At 45.1% G+C, this 23,512-nt stretch carries 24 protein-coding genes, 2 rRNA genes and 1 pseudogene (1 of these 27 cut by a window edge); 26 read left to right on the plus strand and 1 reads right to left on the minus strand.

Features of this window, described 5'->3' with window-relative positions; all coding sequences use genetic code 11:
* The 15 genes from MHB78_RS00195 to rsmI all read left to right on the plus strand — a co-directional run.
* Window positions 1-1,744 (plus strand): 23S ribosomal RNA (locus MHB78_RS00195); it begins 1,187 nt to the left of the window's first position.
* A gap of 51 nt (window positions 1,745-1,795) precedes the next feature.
* A 5S ribosomal RNA gene (gene rrf, locus MHB78_RS00200) occupies window positions 1,796-1,911 on the plus strand.
* Between the two features lie 263 nt (window positions 1,912-2,174).
* Window positions 2,175-2,366: a sigma factor G inhibitor Gin gene (locus MHB78_RS00205; RefSeq protein ID WP_046131747.1), complete on the plus strand. Its 192-nt coding sequence runs from the start codon at window positions 2,175-2,177 to the stop codon at window positions 2,364-2,366.
* Window positions 2,367-2,554: 188 nt separating this feature from the next.
* A complete protein-coding gene (locus tag MHB78_RS00210; protein ID WP_046131746.1) occupies window positions 2,555-3,187 on the plus strand; it encodes a 5-bromo-4-chloroindolyl phosphate hydrolysis family protein in 633 nt (210 codons plus the stop codon).
* Window positions 3,184-4,311, plus strand: a complete 1,128-nt coding sequence (locus MHB78_RS00215; protein ID WP_082094134.1) for a toxic anion resistance protein — start codon at window positions 3,184-3,186, stop codon at window positions 4,309-4,311. Before MHB78_RS00210 ends, MHB78_RS00215 begins: the two co-directional genes overlap by 4 nt.
* A gap of 93 nt (window positions 4,312-4,404) precedes the next feature.
* On the plus strand, window positions 4,405-5,847 hold the full coding sequence (locus tag MHB78_RS00220) for an aminotransferase class I/II-fold pyridoxal phosphate-dependent enzyme (protein ID WP_046131745.1): 1,443 nt from the start codon (window positions 4,405-4,407) through the stop codon (window positions 5,845-5,847).
* Window positions 5,844-6,482 carry a dTMP kinase gene (gene tmk / locus MHB78_RS00225; RefSeq protein WP_046131744.1) on the plus strand — a complete coding sequence of 213 codons (639 nt, stop codon included), beginning with the start codon at window positions 5,844-5,846 and terminating at the stop codon, window positions 6,480-6,482. Before MHB78_RS00220 ends, tmk begins: the two co-directional genes overlap by 4 nt.
* Before the next feature lie 58 nt (window positions 6,483-6,540).
* A complete protein-coding gene (locus MHB78_RS00230) occupies window positions 6,541-6,870 on the plus strand; it encodes a cyclic-di-AMP receptor (protein ID WP_046131743.1) in 330 nt (109 codons plus the stop codon).
* An 11-nt stretch (window positions 6,871-6,881) separates the two neighbouring features.
* Window positions 6,882-7,322 (plus strand): YaaR family protein, encoded by a 441-nt coding sequence (locus tag MHB78_RS00235; protein WP_046131742.1) that lies wholly within the window; start codon window positions 6,882-6,884, stop codon window positions 7,320-7,322.
* Window positions 7,323-7,333: 11 nt separating this feature from the next.
* Window positions 7,334-8,323, plus strand: coding sequence for a DNA polymerase III subunit delta' (holB, locus tag MHB78_RS00240; RefSeq protein WP_046131741.1), 990 nt, complete (start codon window positions 7,334-7,336; stop codon window positions 8,321-8,323).
* A 2-nt stretch (window positions 8,324-8,325) separates the two neighbouring features.
* Complete coding sequence (locus MHB78_RS00245) at window positions 8,326-9,153, plus strand: stage 0 sporulation family protein (protein WP_046131740.1); 828 nt, start codon at window positions 8,326-8,328, stop codon at window positions 9,151-9,153.
* Window positions 9,154-9,167: 14 nt separating this feature from the next.
* On the plus strand, window positions 9,168-9,530 hold the full coding sequence (gene yabA, locus MHB78_RS00250) for a DNA replication initiation control protein YabA (protein WP_046131739.1): 363 nt from the start codon (window positions 9,168-9,170) through the stop codon (window positions 9,528-9,530).
* Between the two features lie 82 nt (window positions 9,531-9,612).
* Window positions 9,613-10,356: a tRNA1(Val) (adenine(37)-N6)-methyltransferase gene (locus MHB78_RS00255; protein WP_046131738.1), complete on the plus strand. Its 744-nt coding sequence runs from the start codon at window positions 9,613-9,615 to the stop codon at window positions 10,354-10,356.
* Window positions 10,343-10,636 carry a GIY-YIG nuclease family protein gene (locus tag MHB78_RS00260; protein WP_046131737.1) on the plus strand — a complete coding sequence of 98 codons (294 nt, stop codon included), beginning with the start codon at window positions 10,343-10,345 and terminating at the stop codon, window positions 10,634-10,636. The genes MHB78_RS00255 and MHB78_RS00260 overlap by 14 nt, the downstream gene beginning before the upstream one ends.
* The gene (gene rsmI, locus MHB78_RS00265; RefSeq protein ID WP_046131748.1) at window positions 10,611-11,486 is read left to right on the plus strand and encodes a 16S rRNA (cytidine(1402)-2'-O)-methyltransferase; all 876 of its coding nucleotides are present in this window, start codon (window positions 10,611-10,613) and stop codon (window positions 11,484-11,486) included. The genes MHB78_RS00260 and rsmI overlap by 26 nt, the downstream gene beginning before the upstream one ends.
* Window positions 11,487-11,532: 46 nt before the next feature.
* On the opposite strand, the gene abrB is transcribed toward rsmI, so the two are convergent.
* Window positions 11,533-11,826 carry a transition state genes transcriptional regulator AbrB gene (gene abrB / locus MHB78_RS00270; RefSeq protein ID WP_087962552.1) on the minus strand — a complete coding sequence of 98 codons (294 nt, stop codon included), beginning with the start codon at window positions 11,824-11,826 and terminating at the stop codon, window positions 11,533-11,535.
* A 506-nt stretch (window positions 11,827-12,332) separates the two neighbouring features.
* Between abrB and metG the strand changes: the two genes are divergently transcribed.
* The 11 genes and pseudogenes from metG to purR all read left to right on the plus strand — a co-directional run.
* Window positions 12,333-14,321: a methionine--tRNA ligase gene (gene metG / locus MHB78_RS00275; protein ID WP_046131736.1), complete on the plus strand. Its 1,989-nt coding sequence runs from the start codon at window positions 12,333-12,335 to the stop codon at window positions 14,319-14,321.
* Window positions 14,322-14,409: 88 nt separating this feature from the next.
* Entirely contained in the window at window positions 14,410-15,177 is a 768-nt protein-coding gene (locus tag MHB78_RS00280; protein WP_046131735.1) for a TatD family hydrolase, read from the plus strand.
* Window positions 15,178-15,420: 243 nt separating this feature from the next.
* A complete protein-coding gene (locus MHB78_RS00285) occupies window positions 15,421-16,620 on the plus strand; it encodes a G5 and 3D domain-containing protein (protein WP_046131734.1) in 1,200 nt (399 codons plus the stop codon).
* Window positions 16,621-16,776: 156 nt separating this feature from the next.
* Window positions 16,777-17,337 (plus strand): ribonuclease M5, encoded by a 561-nt coding sequence (gene rnmV, locus MHB78_RS00290; protein ID WP_046131733.1) that lies wholly within the window; start codon window positions 16,777-16,779, stop codon window positions 17,335-17,337.
* A complete protein-coding gene (gene rsmA / locus MHB78_RS00295) occupies window positions 17,330-18,208 on the plus strand; it encodes a 16S rRNA (adenine(1518)-N(6)/adenine(1519)-N(6))-dimethyltransferase RsmA (protein ID WP_046131732.1) in 879 nt (292 codons plus the stop codon). Before rnmV ends, rsmA begins: the two co-directional genes overlap by 8 nt.
* Before the next feature lie 102 nt (window positions 18,209-18,310).
* Window positions 18,311-19,741 carry an IS1182 family transposase gene (locus MHB78_RS00300; RefSeq protein ID WP_065894389.1) on the plus strand — a complete coding sequence of 477 codons (1,431 nt, stop codon included), beginning with the start codon at window positions 18,311-18,313 and terminating at the stop codon, window positions 19,739-19,741.
* 153 nt (window positions 19,742-19,894) lie between these two features.
* Window positions 19,895-20,776, plus strand: a complete 882-nt coding sequence (yabG, locus tag MHB78_RS00305; protein ID WP_046131784.1) for a sporulation peptidase YabG — start codon at window positions 19,895-19,897, stop codon at window positions 20,774-20,776.
* A gap of 212 nt (window positions 20,777-20,988) precedes the next feature.
* The gene (locus tag MHB78_RS00310) at window positions 20,989-21,249 is read left to right on the plus strand and encodes a Veg family protein (RefSeq protein WP_046131785.1); all 261 of its coding nucleotides are present in this window, start codon (window positions 20,989-20,991) and stop codon (window positions 21,247-21,249) included.
* Between the two features lie 155 nt (window positions 21,250-21,404).
* On the plus strand, window positions 21,405-21,590 hold the full coding sequence (locus MHB78_RS00315) for a small, acid-soluble spore protein, alpha/beta type (protein WP_046131786.1): 186 nt from the start codon (window positions 21,405-21,407) through the stop codon (window positions 21,588-21,590).
* Between the two features lie 149 nt (window positions 21,591-21,739).
* The gene (gene ispE / locus MHB78_RS00320) at window positions 21,740-22,609 is read left to right on the plus strand and encodes a 4-(cytidine 5'-diphospho)-2-C-methyl-D-erythritol kinase (RefSeq protein ID WP_046131787.1); all 870 of its coding nucleotides are present in this window, start codon (window positions 21,740-21,742) and stop codon (window positions 22,607-22,609) included.
* 56 nt (window positions 22,610-22,665) lie between these two features.
* Window positions 22,666-23,510: pseudogene (purR, locus tag MHB78_RS00325) on the plus strand (pur operon repressor); the annotation flags it as partial.
* Between the last annotated feature and the right edge of the window lie 2 nt (window positions 23,511-23,512).

Here is a 23,512-nt window from a genome sequence, read left to right on the forward strand (position 1 = left end):
TAAACGTATCACCGAAGCTGCGGACTGTTCTTGCGAACAGTGGTAGGAGAGCGTTCTAAGGGCTGTGAAGCGAGACCGGAAGGACTCGTGGAGCGCTTAGAAGTGAGAATGCCGGTATGAGTAGCGAAAGAGGGGTGAGAATCCCCTCCACCGAATGCCTAAGGTTTCCTGAGGAAGGCTCGTCCGCTCAGGGTTAGTCGGGACCTAAGCCGAGGCCGAAAGGCGTAGGCGATGGATAACAGGTTGATATTCCTGTACCACCTCCTCACCGTTTGAGCAATGGGGGGACGCAGGAGGATAGGGTAAGCGCGGTATTGGATATCCGCGTCCAAGCAGTTAGGCTGGGAAATAGGCAAATCCGTTTCCCGCAAAGGCTGAGCTGTGATGGCGAGTGAAATATAGTAGCGAAGTTCCTGATTCCACACTGCCAAGAAAAGCCTCTAGCGAGGTGAGAGGTGCCCGTACCGCAAACCGACACAGGTAGGCGAGGAGAGAATCCTAAGGTGATCGAGAGAACTCTCGTTAAGGAACTCGGCAAAATGACCCCGTAACTTCGGGAGAAGGGGTGCTCTGTTAGGGTGCAAGCCCGAGAGAGCCGCAGTGAATAGGCCCAGGCGACTGTTTAGCAAAAACACAGGTCTCTGCGAAGCCGTAAGGCGAAGTATAGGGGCTGACGCCTGCCCGGTGCTGGAAGGTTAAGAGGAGCGCTTAGCTTATGCGAAGGTGCGAATTGAAGCCCCAGTAAACGGCGGCCGTAACTATAACGGTCCTAAGGTAGCGAAATTCCTTGTCGGGTAAGTTCCGACCCGCACGAAAGGCGCAACGATCTGGGCACTGTCTCAACGAGAGACTCGGTGAAATTATAGTACCTGTGAAGATGCAGGTTACCCGCGACAGGACGGAAAGACCCCGTGGAGCTTTACTGCAGCCTGATATTGAATGTTGGTACAGCTTGTACAGGATAGGTAGGAGCCTTGGAAACCGGAGCGCCAGCTTCGGTGGAGGCATCGGTGGGATACTACCCTGGCTGTATTGACCTTCTAACCCGCTGCCCTTATCGGGCAGGGAGACAGTGTCAGGTGGGCAGTTTGACTGGGGCGGTCGCCTCCTAAAAGGTAACGGAGGCGCCCAAAGGTTCCCTCAGAATGGTTGGAAATCATTCGCAGAGTGTAAAGGCACAAGGGAGCTTGACTGCGAGACCTACAAGTCGAGCAGGGACGAAAGTCGGGCTTAGTGATCCGGTGGTTCCGCATGGAAGGGCCATCGCTCAACGGATAAAAGCTACCCCGGGGATAACAGGCTTATCTCCCCCAAGAGTCCACATCGACGGGGAGGTTTGGCACCTCGATGTCGGCTCATCGCATCCTGGGGCTGTAGTCGGTCCCAAGGGTTGGGCTGTTCGCCCATTAAAGCGGTACGCGAGCTGGGTTCAGAACGTCGTGAGACAGTTCGGTCCCTATCCGTCGCGGGCGCAGGAAATTTGAGAGGAGCTGTCCTTAGTACGAGAGGACCGGGATGGACGCACCGCTGGTGTACCAGTTGTTCTGCCAAGGGCATCGCTGGGTAGCTATGTGCGGACGGGATAAGTGCTGAAAGCATCTAAGCATGAAGCCCCCCTCAAGATGAGATTTCCCATTCCGCAAGGAAGTAAGATCCCTGAAAGATGATCAGGTTGATAGGTCTGAGGTGGAAGTGTGGCGACACATGGAGCTGACAGATACTAATCGATCGAGGACTTAACCAAATTGAATGTCATATCGTTATCTAGTTTTGAGAGAACACCTCTCAATATAAGTTTGGTGGCGATGGCGAAGAGGTCACACCCGTTCCCATGCCGAACACGGAAGTTAAGCTCTTCAGCGCCGATGGTAGTTGGGGGTTTCCCCCTGTGAGAGTAGGACGCCGCCAAGCAACCCGAAAGGCCAGCTTAGTAAAGCTGGCCTTTTTTGTATATATGCTACACCAATCAAATTGATTTCATAGATTGGGAGTTCTTATGACAACCGGCAACCATAACACAGGTTATCCGTCCAAGGCGGCACAGATGTCGATATTGTGATACAGACACCTAAAGTCTGCCGCTTACATATACTAATCTAACCTTCAAAAACTTTCTTAATTTTGTATACAAATGTTGTTTTTCGGGAATACTGAAGCCCATGGAGGTGGAATGAATGAGCAAGTCTGATCATGGGGAAACGTGTATCATTTGTGAGGAAAAAAAAGCCGAAGGTATTCACCTTTATACAAAATTTCTATGTGCGGATTGCGAAAAAAAGATTATTTCTACATCAACCTCAGATCCCCAATATTCTGATTACGTCAAAAAATTAAAAAGTCTCCGTACGCCGCCATTGTATTCTTAGACCGTTTCCAGGTCTTTTTTTTTGCCGCTGAACGGAAAACTTTATGTTCATATGAAGGCCATGTATAATGGTATTATCGAAACTTGACACATTGACTTTTTAGGCATCTGGACGAAGGTGTCTTTTTTCTATAATTGCGGGAACTTTGTGTTATCGGGAATCAAGAAATGCGTGGGGAGTAGATGGTGATGAAACAGATCCTTCAATTTTTGCTTCGTGTATTAATCGCAAGCACGATGTCTGTGCTTCTTTGGCTGACAAGCTTCTTTGCTTTTAACCAGATGTTTCTGCTGTCTTCTCTTTATGCTTGTGCGGGTTGGGCCGTGATTTACCTTGGGGGCAAATGGTATGAAACACATGTAATTTTAAAACAACATCAGCTGACAAGACGGGAATACGCATACATCAAGCAAAATTTACAGGAAGCGAAATTAAAAATCGCCAGATTGAGAAAGTCCCTGTTTGCAGTCAAAAACATTCAAACCATCAAGGAAAACCTGGAAATATTGCGGATTGTCCGGAAAATTTATATGCTGACAAAACAAGAACCGAAGCGTTTTTATCAAGTAGAACGTTTTTATTATCAAAGCCTTGATTCGATTGTTGAACTGACCGAAAAATATGCTTTTTTAGCCTCGCAGCCAAAACGAAGCGCAAAACTTGAAGTGTCCTTAAGCGAAACCCGCATGACAATTGACCAACTTGCCAAGCAATTGGAAGAGGACCTTTACGACTTGATTAAGCCGGATATCGACGATTTGGAATTTGAGCTGGATGTCGCCAAGCATTCATTAGAAAGCAGGAGGGGAAAAGCTGAATGAGCCAGTATCAATCGCCATGGCAGAAGAAAGGCGGTTTGCCCGTATCCTTTGGACAGGCAGAAAAAGAGGTTGATTCGCTGCCTGAGGAAAAACGCCGTCAAGCATTGCAGCTGTCAGAGCAGATTGATCCAAAGAATCACCAAAGCCTTGATTGGTTTGGAAACCAGGCTCAATCCAGACTGTTGAATTTTTCGCATGCCATGCTTGAGCACGTTCAAAAAAACGACGTCGGCGAAATCGGGAATATTTTGAACGACCTTATGAAAAAGCTTGAACAGGTCAGTCCCGATGAGCTGAAGCCTGCAAAAAAAAGTCTGTTTTCGCGTATCTTTGGAAGGATGCCCAGCCCGGTTCAAGAAGTATTATCAAGGTATCAGAAAACGGGAGCCCAAATTGACAGAATCAGCGTCAAGCTTGAGCATGCCAAAAACGCGCTGATCAAGGACAATCAGATGCTTGAACAGCTGTATGAAAAAAATAATGAATATTATGAAGCGCTGCATGTTTATATTGCAGCTGGACAGCTGAAATTGAAAGAGTTAAATACAATAACCATTCCGGCGCTAAAAGAAAAAAACGAAACAGTACAAAATCAAATGGCTGCTCAAGAAGTGAACGACATGATTCAATTTGCAGACCGCCTGGATAAACGGATCTATGATTTGACGTTAAGCAGACAAATCACAATGCAGAGCGCATCTCAGATCAGGTTGATTCAACATACAAACCGGGTGCTCGTTGAAAAGATCCAATCTTCGATTATGACGGTGATACCGCTTTGGAAAAATCAAGTGGCCATCGCTTTGATATTGCTGCGCCAGCGCCGTGCTGCGGAGACTCAAAATCAGATATCAAAAACGACAAACGAGCTGCTGTTAAAAAATGCGGAGATGCTGAAAGGCAGCACAATTGAAACCGCCAAAGAGAACGAGCGCGGTTACGTCGACATCGACACGTTGAAAAAAGTCCAGGAAAACTTAATCGCCACACTTGAAGAGACCATTAAAATTCAAGAAGAAGGCCGCACCAAACGCCTTCATGCAGAAGAAGAAATCAGGATGATGGAAGAAGATCTTAGAGGCCAAGCTGGTAAACATGAAATCACCCCCCTTCATAAAAGATGATAAAGATTTACCATAAGGTCCTTCTTTAAGTTATTCATCCGGAAGGGTATAATAAGGGCAGAAATCAGTTGTCATATTAAAGGATCGGATGATATGAAGACACCTCTATTCACAGCATTGGTAAACCATGCCAAAGAAAACCCTTATTCTTTTCACGTTCCGGGACATCACAATGGAGATGTCTTTTTTGATGAAGGAAAGTCACTGTTTAATTCCATCCTTCAAATAGATTTGACAGAATTGACAGGGCTTGACGATTTGCATGAACCTTCAGGCATTATTAAAGAGGCGCAAGATTTAACAGCCGAGCTCTACGGTTCAAAAGAAAGTTTTTTTCTCGTGAACGGATCGACTGTCGGGAACCTGGCGATGATTCTTTCGGTTTGCCGGCCGGGCGACCTTTTGCTCGTTCAGCGCAACTGCCATAAATCGGTTTTTCATGCGGTCGAACTCGCCGGAGCACGTCCGGTATTCTTAACGCCTGAAATTGATGATGAGATGGCTGTTCCGACACGCGTTTTGCAGCAAACAGTGAAAGAGGCTGTTTCAAAATATCCGACGGCAAAGGGCATCATGCTGACATATCCTAATTACTACGGTCATGCCGCCGATTTAAAGCCGATCGTCGAAGAAGCCCATAAACACCACATGCCTGTTTTGGTCGATGAAGCACACGGCGCTCATTTTGTGCTGGGACGTCCTTTTCCGCAGTCAGCTCTGGAGGCAGGAGCCGATGCCGTCGTTCAGTCTGCTCATAAAACGCTGCCGGCCATGACAATGGGGTCTTTTTTGCATCTTAACAGCCGGAGAATCGACAGGGATCGGCTTGTGCACTATTTAACCGTGCTGCAAAGCAGCAGCCCGTCTTATCCGATTATGGCGTCGTTGGATTTGGCAAGGGCCTATGCAGAACATCTGCTAAAAACAAACAGGATGGAACGTGCAGAGAAAGAGATCACCGCTATGAAAGAGCAGTTTTTGAATATAGCAGGTGTAGAGATCGCAGAACCGGCCGATCCCCTCATTCAGCAAGACCCGCTGAAAGTGTGCGTCAGATCGAAGCAAGGCCACTCAGGCTACGAATTAAAGAAGATCTTTGAGCAAAATGGCGTGCATCCTGAACTGGCAGATGAAAGGCAGGTACTGTTTATCCTGCCGCTGGAAGGAAAAAGAAGCTTGGATCCTGAGACGATCAGGAGGATTGGAAAGGAAATAGAAAGCAGATCACCAGGGATTCACAGCCAGGTTCAGATCGGAGAGCCCGTGGAGAAAATCACGACCCTGCCTTACGATAAAATCACCCTGTCATCTTTTAAAACGGAGTCAGTGCCTTTCAGCGAGGCCGCAGGACGGGTAAGCGCAGAACAGGTAATTCCGTATCCGCCGGGCATTCCTCTCATCATGGAAGGGGAAAGGGTGAAGCAAGAGAGTATCCGCCGGTTGTCCCGGCTTGTCGATCTGCACGTACACATTCAAGGAAGCAGCCACTTAAAACAAAAACAACTAACTGTATATATAGAAGAGGAGAAATCATGAACGGTTTATTTATTACCTTTGAAGGCCCTGAAGGTGCAGGGAAAACAACCATACTTCAAGGGGCAGCAGAAGAATTAAGGAAAAACGGCCATTCCGTTCTCGCAACAAGGGAGCCGGGCGGCATTGAAATAGCAGAACAAATCCGCGAGGTCATTTTACATCCGGAAAACACGGCCATGGACCCGAAAACAGAAGCGCTTTTATATGCAGCGGCGAGAAGGCAGCACCTGGTTGAAAAGGTAAAGCCGGCTCTTGAAGACGGGAAAATCGTTTTATGCGACCGCTTTATCGACAGCTCCCTCGCTTATCAAGGTTATGCAAGAGGGCTTGGAATTGATGCAGTCCTATCCATTAATCAATTTGCAATCGGAAACATGATGCCGCATATCACCATCTACTTTGCCATTGATCCGGAAGAAGGCATCAAACGGATCAATGCAAATGATTCGCGTGAGAAAAACCGTCTTGATCTTGAACAACTCCATTTTCATACGCTCGTTCAAAAAGGCTATCAGGAGGTTATAAACCGTTTTCCCGGCCGCTTCAGAACAGTCGATGCGAGCCGGTCTATTGAGCATGTGCAAAAAAGCGTAAACGAAATCATTGAAGAAGCATTAAAAACGATTCGACTGTGACCTGCTTCCCATTCTATTGTTATAATGGTAACAAGAATATCCTTAGGAGGCTTTTAAAATGAAACTAATCATAGCGGTTGTTCAGGATCAAGACAGCAATCGGCTTTTAAAGGCTTTGACTGATCATAATTTTCGCGTGACAAAACTTGCGTCCACCGGCGGCTTTCTGAAGTCGGGAAACACAACCTTTATGTTGGGCGTCGAAGATATTCGGGTTGATAAAGCATTGAGTCTGATTAAAGAAAACGGAAGTAAACGGGATCAGCTGATCGCTCCTGTATCACCAATGGGCGGAAACGCGGATTCATATGTCCCTTACCCCGTTGAAGTAGAAGTGGGCGGAGCGACCGTGTTTGTGCTGCCGATTGAACAATTCCATCAATTTTAAGGGCTGAGGATATGAAAATAAGTCAAGAACTGCGAACGATGATAGAAAAACAGCAGACTCCTCCCGCCAGAGGAGAGAACATTTCTGCTTCGTTTAAGGAAAAGATAAACATCCAAACCGGCAAGCTCAGATTCGAACAGCTGACAGTGCTTTTGTCGGATATTGAGGCGTTTGGGAAGCGCCTTGCAAAGTCGAGAAATTTTAAAGATTTGGCGAGATTTAAAGGCTTAATCAAGCGCTTTGTGAAAGAAGCCGTTGAAAACGGCCTGACGGTTGAGAATTCGAGGAGTTTTGACTTGTATGGAAACAGCAGGACATTGAGCATTGTCAAAGAGCTTGATGAAAAGCTCGTTCAACTGACGGAGGAACTGCTTGATCAAGAAAAGCCCTCCATTGAACTGCTGGAACGAATTGGGGAAATAAAGGGTTTATTGATAAACCTTTACACATAGAGAGTGATCGTATGGCTACAACCTGGACAGAAATGCAAAAGCTTCAGCCGCGGGTTATGAAGCTTTTGCAAAATAGTATAGAAAGAAACCGGCTTGCCCACGCCTATTTGTTTGAAGGGCGAAAAGGGACCGGAAAATTAGACGCGGCCATGCTGCTGGCGAAAAGTTTTTTTTGCCTTGAAAAGGGCGTGGAACCTTGCGAATCGTGCCGAAATTGTCAGCGGATTGCCTCCGGCAACCACCCGGATGTACACGTCGTTCACCCGGACGGCCTGTCCATCAAAAAGGGACAAATCCAGGCTCTTCAGGAAGAGTTCTCAAAAACAGGCCTGGAATCTCATAAAAAGCTCTACATTATTTCGCACGCTGATCAGATGACGGCAAACGCCGCAAACAGCCTGCTGAAGTTTTTGGAAGAGCCGAGCAATGATACGATAGCGGTGCTCTTAACGGAACAGCCGCAGAAATTGCTTGATACGATTATATCGAGATGTCAGGTTCTGGCGTTTCAATCGCTGCTGCCCGAATCGATTGAAAAGGAACTGATCAAACAAGAGGTCTCCTCGCATCTTGCAGCCCTTTTGTCGAATATGACAAACAATTTATCGGAAGCGCTCGAATTGAGTCGAAATGATCAGTTTGCAGAGTCCAGAGCGAAAGTGATAAAATTGTATGAAGTCTTACACCAGCGAAAAGGACATGCTTTTTTCTATATTCAAGATCAGTGGATGCCCTTTTTCAAGGAGAAAGACCACCAAGAAATGGGTCTTGATATGCTTTTATTTATATACCGTGATATATTGTCCATTCAGATAGGACATGAAGATAAAATACTATTTCAGGACTTATTCCAAACATTAAAACAGCACGCGCTGCAATCAACGCAACAAAGAGTGACAAACCAGATTCTTGCTGTTTTAGAAGCAAAAAAACGGCTTTATTCCAATGTTAATGCTCAAGGTTTAATGGAGCACTTGGTTTTAATGCTGCAGGAGGGATAAGCTTGTATAATGTCATTGGTGTTCGCTTTAAAAAAGCGGGCAAAATTTATTATTTTGATCCGAATGGATTTAAGATAGATAAAGACAACTGTGTGATCGTTGAAACGGTTCGCGGTGTTGAATACGGGCAAGTCGTCATCGCGAATAAGAAGGTAGACGAGCACGATGTGGTGCTGCCTTTGCGCAAGGTCATCAGGGTGGCCGATGAGCGCGACCGCCTGATTGTCGAGGAAAATCAAGAGGCCGCTCTTTCCGCCTTTGATGTTTGCCAGAAAAAAGTGAATGAGCACGGTCTTGAGATGAAATTGGTCGATGTCGAATTCACATTTGACCGGAATAAAGTCATATTTTACTTTACGGCCGACGGAAGAGTCGATTTCCGGGAGCTCGTAAAAGATCTGGCTTCCATTTTCAAAACGAGGATCGAGCTCAGACAAATCGGAGTAAGGGATGAAGCAAAGATGCTCGGAGGCATCGGACCGTGCGGAAGAATGCTGTGCTGTTCGACTTTTCTCGGAGACTTTGAGCCGGTTTCCATCAAAATGGCGAAAGATCAAAACCTGTCCCTTAATCCGACGAAAATTTCCGGACTATGCGGACGGCTCATGTGCTGTTTGAAATACGAAAATGACGAATATGAAACGGCGAAGGAGCAGCTTCCGGATATCGGGGAAGTGATCGCCACGTCTAACGGACCGGCGAAAGTCGTCGGGCTGAATATTCTCGAACGCATTCTTCAGGTTGAACTGACAAACTGCGAAAAAGTTGTGGAATATACGTGGGATGAGCTGCTGCAAGAAGGTGTCGTATCTGCACAAACCACAGATTAACGAGGTGTGAAACCTTGGATAAAAAAGAATTGTTTGATACAGTCATAAGTTTAGAAGAACAAATAGGATCTCTGTACCGTCAGCTGGGAGACCTCAAGCAGCATATCGGGGAAATGATCGAAGAAAACAACCATTTGCAGCTTGAAAACGAACATTTGCGCAAGCGGCTGGAAGAAACCGATCAAAGGCTGAAGACGGCAAAGGCAGGCGGGAAGGAGTTAAAAGCGGAGAAGACGGGGCATGCTGATATTGGTGAAGGCCATGACAATTTGGCGCGCCTGTATCAGGAAGGCTTCCACATTTGCAACATTCATTACGGAAGCGTCCGCAAAGAAGGAGACTGCCTTTTCTGCCTCTCGTTTTTAAATAAAAAATAAAGGAAGGGCTTCCGGATCAAAACGGAAGCCCTTTTAACGGAATAAGCGCCAAGACTAGATTTTTTTCGGAAAGGGAAAAAACATGATTGAATTAAAAGATGATGAGCGACTCGATTATTTGCTGGCAGAGGATATGAAAATCGTGCAAAGCCCGACAGTGTTTGCGTTTTCCTTAGATGCAGTCCTCCTGTCGAAGTTTGCATATGTTCCGATTCAAAAAGGAAAGATCATCGACCTTTGCACGGGAAACGGAGTTGTTCCGCTGCTTCTCAGCACACGCTCAAAAGCGGAAATCACCGGGGTTGAAATTCAGGACAGATTGTACGACATGGCTGTAAGAAGCGTGGAATACAATAATCTGCAAAAACAGATCCATCTCATCAGAGACGATTTGAAGAATATGCCGCAGGTGCTCGGACACAATAGAGCCGATGTTGTCACATGCAATCCCCCTTACTTTAAGACGCCGCAAAAAACGGAACAAAATCTTAATGAACACCTGGCGATTGCCAGGCACGAAATTTATTGCACGCTTGAAGATGTTGTCCGTGTCGGCAGCAAGCTTTTAAAGCAGGGCGGAAAGCTCGCTCTTGTCCATAGACCGGGAAGGCTGCTCGAGATTTTTGAACTCATGAAGGCGTATCAAATAGAGCCGAAGCGTGTGCAGTTTGTGTATCCGAAGCAGGGGAAAGAAGCCAATACGATTTTAGTAGAGGGCATCAAAGACGGCCGCCCTGATCTGAAGATTCTGCCGCCTCTTTTTGTATATGATGAACACGATCAATATACAAGTGAGATAAGGAAGATACTATATGGAGACAAATAACCACTATTTTTATGTGCTGTCATGCCGGGACGGCAGCTTGTATGCGGGATATACGAACGATATTGAAAAGCGGCTGAAAACCCATAATGACGGAAAAGGCGCAAAATATACAAGAGCAAGGCTCCCTGTAAAGCTGCACTATGCGGAACGCTTTTCGACAAAAAGAGAGGCCATGCAGGCGGAATATTATTTCAAAAAATTATCAAGAAAAAACAAAGAAAGCTATATAGAAGAAAAGCGAAAGGCGGGTGTTCATCATCAATCGTCAACAGAGCTTTGACCAACGATCACAAATGGGAACGTTATACCTCGTTCCTACACCGATCGGCAATTTAGAGGATATGACGTTTCGGGCCGTTGAAACATTGAAAACGGCTGATATCATTGCTGCGGAGGATACCCGGCAGACGAAGAAATTGTGTCATGTATATCACATCGAAACACAACTTGTCAGTTACCATGAACATAATAAAGAAAGCAGCGGACATAAAATTTTGGAATGGCTGAAGGAAGGAAAAGACGTCGCGCTTGTCAGCGACGCCGGAATGCCGACTATATCTGATCCCGGTGCTGAAATCGTCCGCGACTTTATCGATATCGGCGGATATGTCGTGCCTTTGCCCGGTGCGAATGCAGCGTTAACCGCTCTGATCGCTTCCGGTCTTCCCCCTCAGCCCTTTTTTTTCTTCGGGTTTTTGGACCGGAACAAAAAAGAGAGAAAAAAACAGCTTGACGGATTAAAAAACAGACAGGAAACCGTGATTTTCTATGAATCGCCCCATCGGTTGAAGGAAACGCTGTCGGCGATTTACGAGGTATTCGGAAACCGCCGGATCGCGGTGACGAGAGAGCTGACCAAAAAATTTGAAGAATTTATAAGAGGAACGATAGAGGAAGTGCTGACATGGGCCGGGGAAGAACAAGTGCGCGGAGAGTTTTGCCTTGTCGTTGAAGGGTGCGGTGAAACTGTTGCCGAAGAAGCGGCCTGGTGGGAAAATCTCTCGGCAAAAGAACATGTCGAACATTATATCAGCAAAGGGTTTCATTCCAAGGAAGCCATCAAAAAAGCTGCTGTTGACCGAAACGTTCCAAAACGAAAAATCTATGACGCATATCATATCCAAAATTGAAAAAAACCGCTCTTGCTTTGGCAAGAGCGGTTTTTTTATAATCAAATTAATTTTTTAGAGATTGAAGCTGTGCTTGAATTTCATTGATGATTTGCTCAGCGCCTTCTGGGCTAAGAACCAGTTTACCGCCGGCAAGTTTAAGGTTGTCATCAGAAACTTCGCCAGTTACTTGGCAAGTCATGTTTGGTTTATATTTTTTCAAGATGATTTTTTCGTCATCAACATAGATTTCAAGAGCGTCTTTTTCTGCGATTCCAAGCGTACGGCGAAGTTCAATCGGAATCACCACGCGTCCTAGTTCGTCAACTTTACGTACAATACCTGTAGATTTCATATTCATTCTCCTCCCGAAAGATTCTTATTTTAATAAGTGTTATAATCTTCGTCATTATTCGACAAAATCCTTACAGTCCTAGCATAACAAGGTTTCCAATAAACGTCAATCATTTTCTTTTCTATAGTTTGTAAAAATTAGATCTTATAGTCAAAAGACCTTGAGAGAACTGATGAAACAAGGGATTTGAAGATGATAAAACCAATCGATAATCCTAAAATATGCCCTTAAATCAAGACTTTCGAACTAAGGTTTTTCTTCATATCGATTATATACGACATTATTCGACAATGAAAGTATTTTTTTGTCGAAGTTGAATAGGATACTCAAAAAAATAATGTGTAATCGACCATATTCCTTGTTTTTCGATATGTATATTTTCTTGAACTTAAAGGCTAAGATGGTATCATATAAAGAGGGAATATGTAATCAACGATATATTGAATGAAGACACTTGCCGCTCTCGTCCTTTGGGCGGGAGTTTTTTGACATTTTAATTGGGAGGTTCCATCATGCCGCAAGAAAAAAATACGTTTTACATTACAACACCGATCTACTACCCAAGTGGAAAATTACATATTGGACACGCCTACACCACAGTTGCCGGGGATGCAATGGCCCGGTATAAAAGGCTGAGAGGCTACGATGTCAGATACTTAACCGGAACGGATGAGCATGGCCAAAAAATCCAGCAAAAGGCTGAAGAGGCAAACATTGCACCTCAGGAATTGGTGGATCGTGCGGCAGAAGATATTCAGAAGCTTTGGAAAAAGCTCGATATTTCCAACGACGATTTCATTCGGACGACACAAGAACGCCATAAGGTCGTCATCGAAAAGGTTTTTCAAAAGCTGCTCGACAACGGGGATATTTATCTTGATGAATATGAGGGCTGGTACAGCATCCCTGATGAAACATTCTACACGGAGACTCAGCTCGTCGACGTTGAACGAAATGAAAAAGGGGAAATCATCGGAGGAAAAAGTCCTGACAGCGGGCATCCTGTTGAGCTGATTAAAGAGGAATCCTATTTCTTCCGCATGGGAAAATATGCTGACCGCCTGCTCGCTTTTTATGAAGAAAATCCTGAATTTATTCAGCCTGAATCCCGTAAAAACGAGATGATCAACAACTTTATCAAGCCGGGCCTTGAAGATTTGGCCGTATCCCGGACGACGTTTGACTGGGGCATCAAGGTGCCGGGCAATCCAAAACACGTCGTTTATGTATGGATAGACGCCCTCTTTAACTATATAACGGCCCTCGGCTTTGGCACGGAGAACGATGAACTTTACAAAAAGTACTGGCCTGCCGATGTTCACCTTGTCGGGAAGGAAATCGTCCGCTTTCATACGATCTACTGGCCGATCATGCTGATGGCATTGGACCTTCCTTTACCTAAAAAGGTTTTTGCCCACGGATGGCTATTGATGAAAGACGGAAAAATGTCCAAATCAAAAGGGAACGTTGTAGATCCCGTTACATTAATCGACAGATACGGACTTGACGCGCTGCGCTACTACCTGCTTCGCGAAGTGCCGTTCGGCTCTGACGGCGTCTTCACCCCTGAAGGGTTCGTTGAGCGGATTAATTATGATTTGGCGAATGATTTAGGAAACCTTTTGAACAGAACGGTCGCTATGATCAACAAATATTTTGACGGTGAGATTGCATCATATCAAGGTCCGGTAACGGAGTATGACGAATCTCTGTCATCGTTTGCAGGAGAAACGATCAAATCTTATGAACAGGCGATAGAAAACATGGAATTTTCCGTGGCGCTTTCTTCCCTGTGGCAGCTTGTCAGCAGAACGAATAAATATATCGATGAAACCGCACCTTGGATTCTTGCCAAAGATAAAGAAAAAGAAGGCGAACTAAGATCCGTGATGTATCATCTGGCTGAATCTCTGCGAATCACGGCGGTCATGCTGCAGCCGTTCTTAACGCAAACGCCTGAAAAAATCTTTGCACAGCTCGGCGTGGCAGATCCGTCATTAAAAACGTGGGAGAGCATCACAAGCTTCGGACAGTTGAAATCGGTGAAGGTTCAAAAAGGAGAACCGTTGTTCCCGCGGCTGGAAGCCGAAGAAGAGGTTGCATATATCAAATCAAAAATGCAGGGAACGGCTCCAAAAGAAGAACCGAAAACAGAAGAAGCAGCACCGGAACGGCTCCCGGAAATCACATTTGACGACTTTATGAGCACAGAGCTCAGGGTAGCTGAAGTCCTTCAGGCGGAGCCTGTTAAAAAAGCCGATCGTCTGTTAAAATTGCAGCTTGATCTGGGCTTTGAAAAACGCCAGGTCGTATCTGGGATTGCCAAGCATTACAGGCCTGAAGAATTAGTCGGACGAAAAGTCATTTGTGTAACAAACTTAAAACCGGTAAAACTAAGAGGAGAATTGTCTCAGGGGATGATTTTAGCCGGTGAGGACAACGGCGTTCTGTCGCTTGCAACTGTAGACAGCTCTTTAGCAAACGGTACGCGAATCAAATAAAATCTGACAAAAGGTGTTTCACGTGTAACATTTCGTCGAACACCTTTTGTTTTTATCGACAATACATACGAAAAGGGTGGCATGTTTTATGTTATTTGATACACACGCACATTTAAACGCAGAGCAGTTTAACGAGGATTTGGAAGATGTCATCGACCGGGCAAAGGAAGAAAAGGTCGAGAATATCGTCGTTGTAGGCTTTGACCGGCCAACGATCAAGCGGGCCATGGAACTGATTGAGACATATGACTTTATTTACGCGGCAATCGGATGGCATCCGGTTGATGCAATCGACATGACAGATGAGGACCTTGCATGGATTAAAGAGCTTTCTTCCCATGAGAAAGTCGTGGCAATTGGCGAAATGGGCCTCGATTACCACTGGGATAAGTCGCCGAAAGACGTTCAAAAAGAAGTGTTCCGCAAGCAAATTGCTTTGGCAAAGGAAGTTGGCCTTCCGATTGTGATCCACAACCGGGATGCGACTGAGGACGTCGTCACGATTTTGCGGGAAGAAGGGGCCGAGGAAGTCGGCGGAATCATGCATTGCTTTACAGGCAGCGCCGAGGTGGCGAAAGAATGCATCAATATGAATTTCTACCTATCTTTCGGCGGTCCGGTCACATTTAAAAATGCAAAAAAACCGAAAGAAGTCGTCAAGCAAGTACCAAATGACCGACTTCTGATCGAGACGGATTGCCCGTATCTGACGCCGCATCCTTTCAGAGGAAAGCGGAATGAACCAAGCTACGTAAAACTGGTCGCGGAACAGATCGCAGAGTTAAAAGGAATGACGTATGAAGAAGTGGCTGCCATTACCACCGAAAATGCAAAAAAACTTTTCGGCATCAGCTGACAGCATTTGATGTCAATCTTTGCGCAAGCTTGTCTTTTCGGGAGTTGATTCTTAGAAGTTCTACATGTCTGTTTACACTCATAGGATATCTTTGTCGACAAGTCTTTCTTTCTTTTATGAGGTTGTTTTCCCATAATAAAAGTAATGGCGGCTTGCGGTTAAAAAGGGAGGAGGGTTGACAGGCTTGTAGATACTCTATATAATCTCCCCGAGGAGAAGGAGGCGTTTTTCATCATACAAAAAATGAAAAAGCTGTTTTCCGTAAAGCTTAGCAGAAGCAGAGGGGTTCTGATTGCTGCCGGACTGCTGGTGGCAGGCACAGGAACCGCTTACGGAGCAAATGAGCTCACAAAACAGCCGGTCTCGATTTCAATTAACGGGAAAAAGCAGAGCGTACGGACGCATGCGAAAACGGTAGGTGAGCTGATGAAAAGCTTAAACATCGAAACGAGGAAAGAAGATCACATCTCTCCCGCTGAAGATACAAAAATCACGAGCAACATGAATGTTGAATACGTTGCTGCCAAACCGGTCCTTTTGACGATGGACGGTGAGGAAAAGCAAGTGTGGACGACAGCGGGAACAGTCGGCAAACTTCTTAAAGAGTTAAATCTAGAGTTGGCGGAACATGATCAAATTGATCCCTCAGTTGATAAAGAGATAAAAAAAGACATGAAGCTGACTTTGCAAAGAGCTTTTAAAGTGACTGTAAAGGATGCCGGCAAAAATAAAGACATATGGACAACTTCGACTACTGTCGCTGACTTTTTAAGACATCATAAGATCAGCATAAAGGGCGAGGATGAAGTCAAGCCTGCGCTGGATGAAAAGCTGACGAAGGATCAGGCGGATATTCACATTACTCGTATCAAAAAGGTCACCGATGTAGTGGAAGAGGACATTCCTTTTGACGTGCGGAAGAAAGAGGATGCATCTTTGGAAAAAGGCACGGAAAAGGTGGTTCAGCAAGGCAAACACGGCAAGCTTAAAAAGCACTATGCCGTTGTGAAGAAAAACGGCAAAGAAGTTTCCAGGGAATTGATTAAAGAGGAAACAGCAAAAGAAAGCAAAGCCAAAATCATCGCCGTCGGCACGAAGAAAAAAACCGTAGCGCAAGTGAGCGCAAATGTATCGCGCGGCAATGAAGCCTCTGGAAAAGAGTTCTACGTGTCTTCAACAGCGTATACAGCAAGCTGCAGCGGCTGCTCGGGACACACGGCAACGGGTGTCAATTTAAAGAACAATCCGGGCTCCAAGGTCATTGCGGTGGATCCGCGCTTTATTCCATTGGGCACTAAAGTCCATGTGGAAGGATACGGCTATGCGATTGCTGCCGATACAGGTTCGGCAATCAAAGGCCGCAAAATCGACGTGTTCTTTCCGAACAAGTCTGCAGCTTACCGGTGGGGAAGCAAAAAAGTTAAAATTAAGGTTCTGAACTAAATATATATTTATTATTCTGTTTGTAAGCAGAGGGATTTTGCGCCCTCTGTTTTTTTGGTTATAATAGATCCATCTTGTTTTCTAATCAATTAGACGGTTTTATTACAAAAAGGTTTCAGTTTTTTTAAAAATGTTTTTCAACTTGCGGAGGAAGAAATGAAGATTAAGGAAATCATCGTTGTCGAAGGACGTGACGATACAGCAAAGGTCAAGTCCGCTGTTGATGCGGACACAATTGAAACGAACGGTTCCGCCATCGGGGAAGATGTGATAAAACGAATTCAGCTCGCTCAAAAAACGCGGGGCGTTATTATTTTAACGGATCCCGATTTTCCGGGTGAAAAAATCAGAAAAACGATCGCTGAAAAAGTGCCCGGATGTAAGCATGCATTTTTGCCGAAAGATTTGGCAAAGCCTAAAAACAAGCGGGGAATCGGCGTTGAGCATGCATCGGTTGAAAGCATCAGAGCCTGCCTGAAGACCGTTCAGGAGGAAATGGAACCGACTGAGCCGGAAATCGAAGCCCGCGATTTAATCGAAGCCGGTTTGATCGGCGGCCCTCTTGCCAAAAAAAGACGGGAGCGGCTCGGTGAGATTTTAAATATTGGATATACAAACGGAAAGCAGCTTCAAAAGCGTCTGCAGATGTTTCAAATTAAAAAAAGCGATTATTTAAGCGCTCTGGATGCTGTGCTGCGGGAGGAAAAGAATGAATAAAGACATCGCCACCCCCAAAAGGACAAAAGAAATACTCGATAAATACGGATTTTCTTTTAAAAAAAGCTTGGGACAGAATTTTTTAATTGATACGAATATCCTGGACAGAATCGTCGACCACGCCGGAGTGACGGAGCGTACGGGCGTGATTGAAATCGGTCCGGGAATCGGAGCTTTGACCGAGCAATTGGCAAAGCGCGCGAAGAAAGTGGCGGCTTTTGAAATTGACCAAAGGCTTCTGCCCATTTTAAAGGATACGTTGGCGCCTTATGACAATGTGACTGTGATCCATCAGGACGTCCTTAAAGCCGATGTTAAAGCCGTGATGGACGAGCAGTTTCAGGACTGTGATGAAGTGATGGTTGTCGCCAATTTGCCGTATTATGTGACGACCCCTATTATTATGAAGCTTTTGGAAGAAAATCTGCCGCTTAAAGGCATCGTTGTCATGCTTCAAAAAGAGGTGGCAGACCGGATGGCTGCAAAGCCTTCATCAAAAGAATACGGCTCGCTTTCCATCGCGGTTCAATTTTATACTGAGCCGAAAACGGTCATGGGAGTACCGAAGACGGTTTTCGTTCCCCAGCCGAATGTGGATTCCGCCGTCATCAAGCTGACGCTGAGAGAAGCTCCGGCTGTAGCGGTCAAGGATGAGTCGTTTTTCTTTCAGGTCGTCAGGGCGAGCTTTGCCCAGCGCCGCAAAACGCTTTTAAACAATCTCGTCAATAACTTGCCGAACGGCAAGGAGAAGAAAGCGGACATTGAAAAAGCGCTGCAGGATTCGCAGATTGACGGGAAGAGGCGCGGAGAATCGCTTAGTATTGAGGAATTTGCCGTGCTTTCCGACCGCTTGTCTAAAGCCTTTCTGTAAAAGAAAGGCTCAGCTTGTCGACAAAGTCACAAAAAAAGTGGCTTGATCGACAAGCTTTTTTTGTTAAAATGTGTGTGGAATCTAATTTTTGGAGGTTTTACCATGTTGACCAAACACTCTAAAGATCAGCGTGAACAGCTTGAAGTCTTTGCCTTAAGTGAGCTTGTACCTGAAGACCATTTGGTCAGGAAGATGGAAGAAGCCATTGATTTTTCATTTATTTATGAAAAAGTTGCCCCTCTTTATTCTTCAAAAGGGCGTCCAAGTATTGATCCTGTTGTACTGATTAAAATGGTGCTCATTCAATACGTGTTTGGTCATCGCTCCATGCGCGAAACCATTAAGCGAATCGAAACTGATGTAGCCTATCGCTGGTTTATTGGATATGGATTCTCTGAAAAAATCCCTCATTTTTCAACCTTCAGTAAAAACTATGAACGTCGCTTTCATGACACAGACCTATTTGAAACAATCTTCTATAAGATTTTACGTCAAGCCATGGATCTCGGCCTCGTCGATCCTTCGGTCGCCTTCATCGACAGCACACATGTCAAAGCGAATGCCAATAAGAAAAAGTTTGTGAAAAAGATCGTAAGAAAAGAAACAAGAGCTTATCAGGAGCAGCTAGATCAAGAAATTAATGCCGATCGCGAAGCGAACGGAAAAAAGCCCTTAAAGCCCAGGCGATGCTTAGAGGAACGAGAAGTAAAGGAAAGTACAACTGATCCTGAGAGCGGATATTTTGTCAAAGGCGAACGAGAACGTCTTTTTGCCTATGGATTTCATACAGCTTGTGATCGGAACGGATTTGTGCTGGGAACGGTTGTTGAGCCTGCCAATATCCATGACAGCCAAGTGTTCGCGTCGCTGTTTCAACAAGTAAAAGAGCGCGTTGCCAAGCCTCATACGGTCGCAGTTGATGCCGGATACAAAACACCGGTTATCGCAAAATTTCTTCATGAAGAAAACGTTCGCCCTGTTATGCCTTACACGCGTCCGCAAACCAAAAAAGGATTCATGAGAAAACACGAGTATGTTTACGATGAATTTTATGATGTCTATATCTGCCCGCAAGACCATATTCTCTCCTATCGCACAACCAATCGGCAAGGTTATCGAGAGTATGCTTCAGATCCAAAACGATGTAAACAATGTCCATTACTACATACATGTACAGAAAGTAGAGATCATCGAAAGATGATTCACAGACATATCTGGCAGGATCATTTAGACGAAGCTGATCATCTTCGGCATACGGAAGAGAATAAACAAATCTATGCCAAACGTAAAGAGACGATCGAGCGAGTTTTTGCCGATTTAAAACATAAGCATGGCCTGCGCTGGACAACCCTACGGGGAAAGAAAAAATTGTCCATGCAGGCGATGCTTGTTTTCGCTGCCATGAATCTGAAAAAGCTGGCGAATTGGACCTGGAAGGGTCCTAATCGCCAGCCTTCTGATCGAAATAATAGAATAAAATGGACAAAAACAGGTCGGATTTTTAAAATCCGACCTGTTTTGTCAACGGTCTGAGCCTTTCTGTAAAAGAAAGGCTTTTTTTCATGGGCATGTGGCAGCTTGCCATCTGTTCACCACTTGACCTCGAAATACATAGGCTAAAGAAGCACCTTTATAATGTCTGTCAATTGTTTAAATAGGGCTTAGTCTATGTGTGGAGTGAAAAGCATGCAGTTTAAAATAGGCGATATGGTAGTGAGAAAATCTTATCGAAGAGATATTTTATTTCGAATCATACGAATCGATCAATCGGCAAAGGGAGAACCGATAGCCGTTTTGCACGGGGATGAAGTGAGGTTAATCGCTGACGCGCATTTAACGGATCTGGAGATTGTCCGCGAGGCTGAGCGCCTGATGAGAAAACAGGAAGAAGAAACAAAAATGAAGGAATCCCTCGACTTGCTCCGTCAGGATTATAAGCTGCTGCGCGAAAAACACGAATACCGTGCAACAAATCAATACAGCCACCAACAGCAGTATTTTCATATGCCGGGAAGAGTCCTACATTTAGACGGGGATTCGGCTTATTTAAAGAAGTGCCTTACGTTGTATGAAAAAATCGGGGTTCCCGTATACGGCATCCATTGTTATGAAAAGAAAATGTCAGCCGTCATTGAGGAGCTTCTTGACGAGTACCGGCCGGATTTATTGGTTATCACAGGGCATGACGCGTATTCGAAACAAAAAGGGGACATCAACAATTTGGATGCCTACAGGCATTCAAAGGATTTTATCGAAACCGTTCAAAAAGCAAGAAAAAAAATCCCCCATCTCGACCAGCTCGTGATTTTTGCCGGGGCGTGCCAGTCCCATTTTGAATCATTGATCAAGGCGGGGGCCAATTTTGCAAGCTCACCGTCAAGAGTTAACATTCACGCGCTTGATCCGGTCTATATTGTCGCAAAAATCAGCTTCACTCCTTTTATGGACCGAATTAACGTCTGGGAAGTGCTCAGAAATACGCTGACGAGGGAGAAAGGGCTCGGAGGCATTGAAACCCGGGGCGTTTTGCGAATTGGAATGCCGTATAAAACGAAAGCAGCCGATTAAACCCGCCCGATTTTGGCGGGTTTTTGTCAAATTATCGCCTTATTTTTAAAAAACATACATAAATAAACGAAAAATGAGAAAAATAGGGGAAAGTTGGCGTACAATTTTCACAATTATTTTATTGACAATAGCTCATAAACGTTGATATAATTTAAATTTTATTTGACAAAAATGGGCTGTTGTAGTATACTGAGTGTAGTGAGGTGGTTGCAATGGCGAAAACGTTGTCCGATATTAAAAGATCGCTTGATGGACATTTAGGAAAAAGGCTTACGTTAAAAGCAAACGGAGGCCGCCGAAAAACGATTGAGCGTTCGGGCATTTTAGCTGAGACGTACCCTTCTGTTTTTGTGATACAACTAGATCAGGACGAGAATTCGTTCGAGAGAGTTTCATACAGTTATGCGGATATTCTTACTGAGACCGTCGAATTAAGGTTTTCTGACGACAAAACGGGCTCAGTAGCCCTTTAATAAGCAGTAGACATTATGTTTACTGCTTTTTGTTTTGCCTTTTTTTATCCAATATTTTTCGGGAAAGATCTGACGGGGAAGAAGCAAAGCTATAAATGTCACTCGTTTGATGAAGGTTCTGCTAATGGTATGATACTTGAAAGGGGCTGTTTCGCATGGGCAGACGTCGAAGCATCATGTCAGAGGAATTCAAATATGAATTGGCAAAAGATCTTGGGTTTTACGATACTGTAAAAAACGAAGGCTGGGGAGCGATTCGGGCCAGAGACGCCGGAAACATGGTAAAGCGGGCCATTGAATTAGCCGAACAGCATATGGCTCAAAATCAACAGAATCGATAAAACGGGTGACAATGGAGGACGCTGCCGTCCTCCGTTTTTTTTATAAACGTCCGAACCTTGCCGCTCTACGTGCATTTGTACGTCCTGTACTATAAAATATGTTACAATGTGGATACTTATGTTTAGATGGAGAAGTAGGTGAATTTGGATTGCGTATTTTAGAAAAGGCGCCGGCAAAAATCAATTTGTCGCTCGACGTCCTCGGCAAGCGTCCTGACGGTTACCATGAAGTGAAAATGGTCATGACGACGATTGACCTCGCAGATCGGGTCGAGCTATCGGAGCTATCAGAGGATAAGGTTACGGTTGCCTCCCACAACCGGTTTGTTCCGGATGACCAGAGGAACCTTGCTTATCAGGCGGCCATGCTGATGAAAAAACGATACGGCATTAAAAAAGGCGTTTCAATTTTGATCACGAAGGTCATTCCGGTAGCTGCGGGGCTTGCGGGCGGAAGCAGCGACGCAGCTGCCGTTCTGAGAGGCTTAAACCGCCTGTGGAATATGAAGCTTTCCGTGAATGAACTCGCTGATCTCGGCGCAGAGATCGGATCAGATGTATCGTTTTGCGTTCATGGGGGGACTGCTCTTGCAACGGGAAGGGGAGAGAAGATCCGCCACATTGAAACGCCGCCGCATTGCTGGGTCTTGCTTGCAAAACCGACGATCGGCGTATCGACCGCAGAAGTGTACAGGCAGCTCAAGATTGACAATATCGAACATCCGGATGTGCAAGGTATGATTTCGGCCATTGAGGAGAAAAATTTTCATAAGATGTGTGAAAAACTCGGGAATGTGCTTGAATCGGTTACATTAAATATGCATCCTGAAGTCGCAATGATTAAAAACCAAATGAAGCGCTTCGGAGCGGATGCGGTATTGATGAGCGGAAGCGGTCCGACAGTGTTTGGGCTTGTTCAGTATGAATCAAAAGTGCAACGTATATATAACGGGTTAAGAGGGTTTTGCGATCAGGTATATGCTGTGCGAATGATCGGGGAACAAAATGACCTTGATTAAATCCGTATGTTAAGTTATATTATTTTTAGAAATATTCGGATTTTGGAGGTAAGTGCATGAAGTTTCGTCGAAGCGGCAGATTGGTAGATCTGACGAATTATTTGTTGACCCATCCGCATGTCTTAGTGCCATTAACCTTCTTTTCAGAACGGTATCAATCTGCAAAATCGTCAATTAGTGAAGATTTAACCATTATTAAGCAAACCTTTGAGCAGCAGGGAATCGGAACGTTGCAGACGGTTCCCGGGGCGGCCGGAGGCGTTAAATATATTCCGAAGGTAAGGCTTGAGGAGGCGGAGGAATTTATCAGTGCACTCGGGAAGTCATTGATTGATTCGGAACGTATTTTGCCCGGGGGCTATTTATATTTGACGGATATTCTCGGAAAGCCGTCCGTGTTGACGAAGGTCGGCAAAATTTTTGCTTCCGCTTTTTCAGACAGGGAAATCGATGTCGTCATGACTGTGGCAACGAAAGGAATTCCCCTGGCGTACGCGGTCGCCAGCTATTTGGACGTGCCGACCGTTGTCGTCAGGAAGGATAATAAAGTGACTGAAGGGTCAACGGTCAGCATCAACTATGCCTCAGGTTCATCCAATCGCATACAGACGATGTCGCTTGCAAAGCGCAGCCTGCAGTCGGGATCGCACGTTTTAATCATAGACGATTTTATGAAAGCGGGCGGAACGATCAACGGCATGATCAATTTGCTGGATGAATTCAATGCGCATGTAGCGGGAATCGGAGTCCTCGTAGAGGCTCAGGGAGTAAAGGAACGGCTGGTTGACGAATATATGTCACTTCTTACCCTTTCGGAAATCGATATGAAGGAAAAAAACGTCGAAATCCAAAACGGAAATTTTAAAGCGTTTTTTAAAGAAAATGAATAAAGAATGGGGAGTT

It is taken from the genome of Bacillus sp. FSL K6-0138, assembly GCF_037982765.1.
In the GTDB taxonomy this organism is placed as follows: Bacteria; Bacillota; Bacilli; order Bacillales; family Bacillaceae; genus Bacillus; species Bacillus glycinifermentans.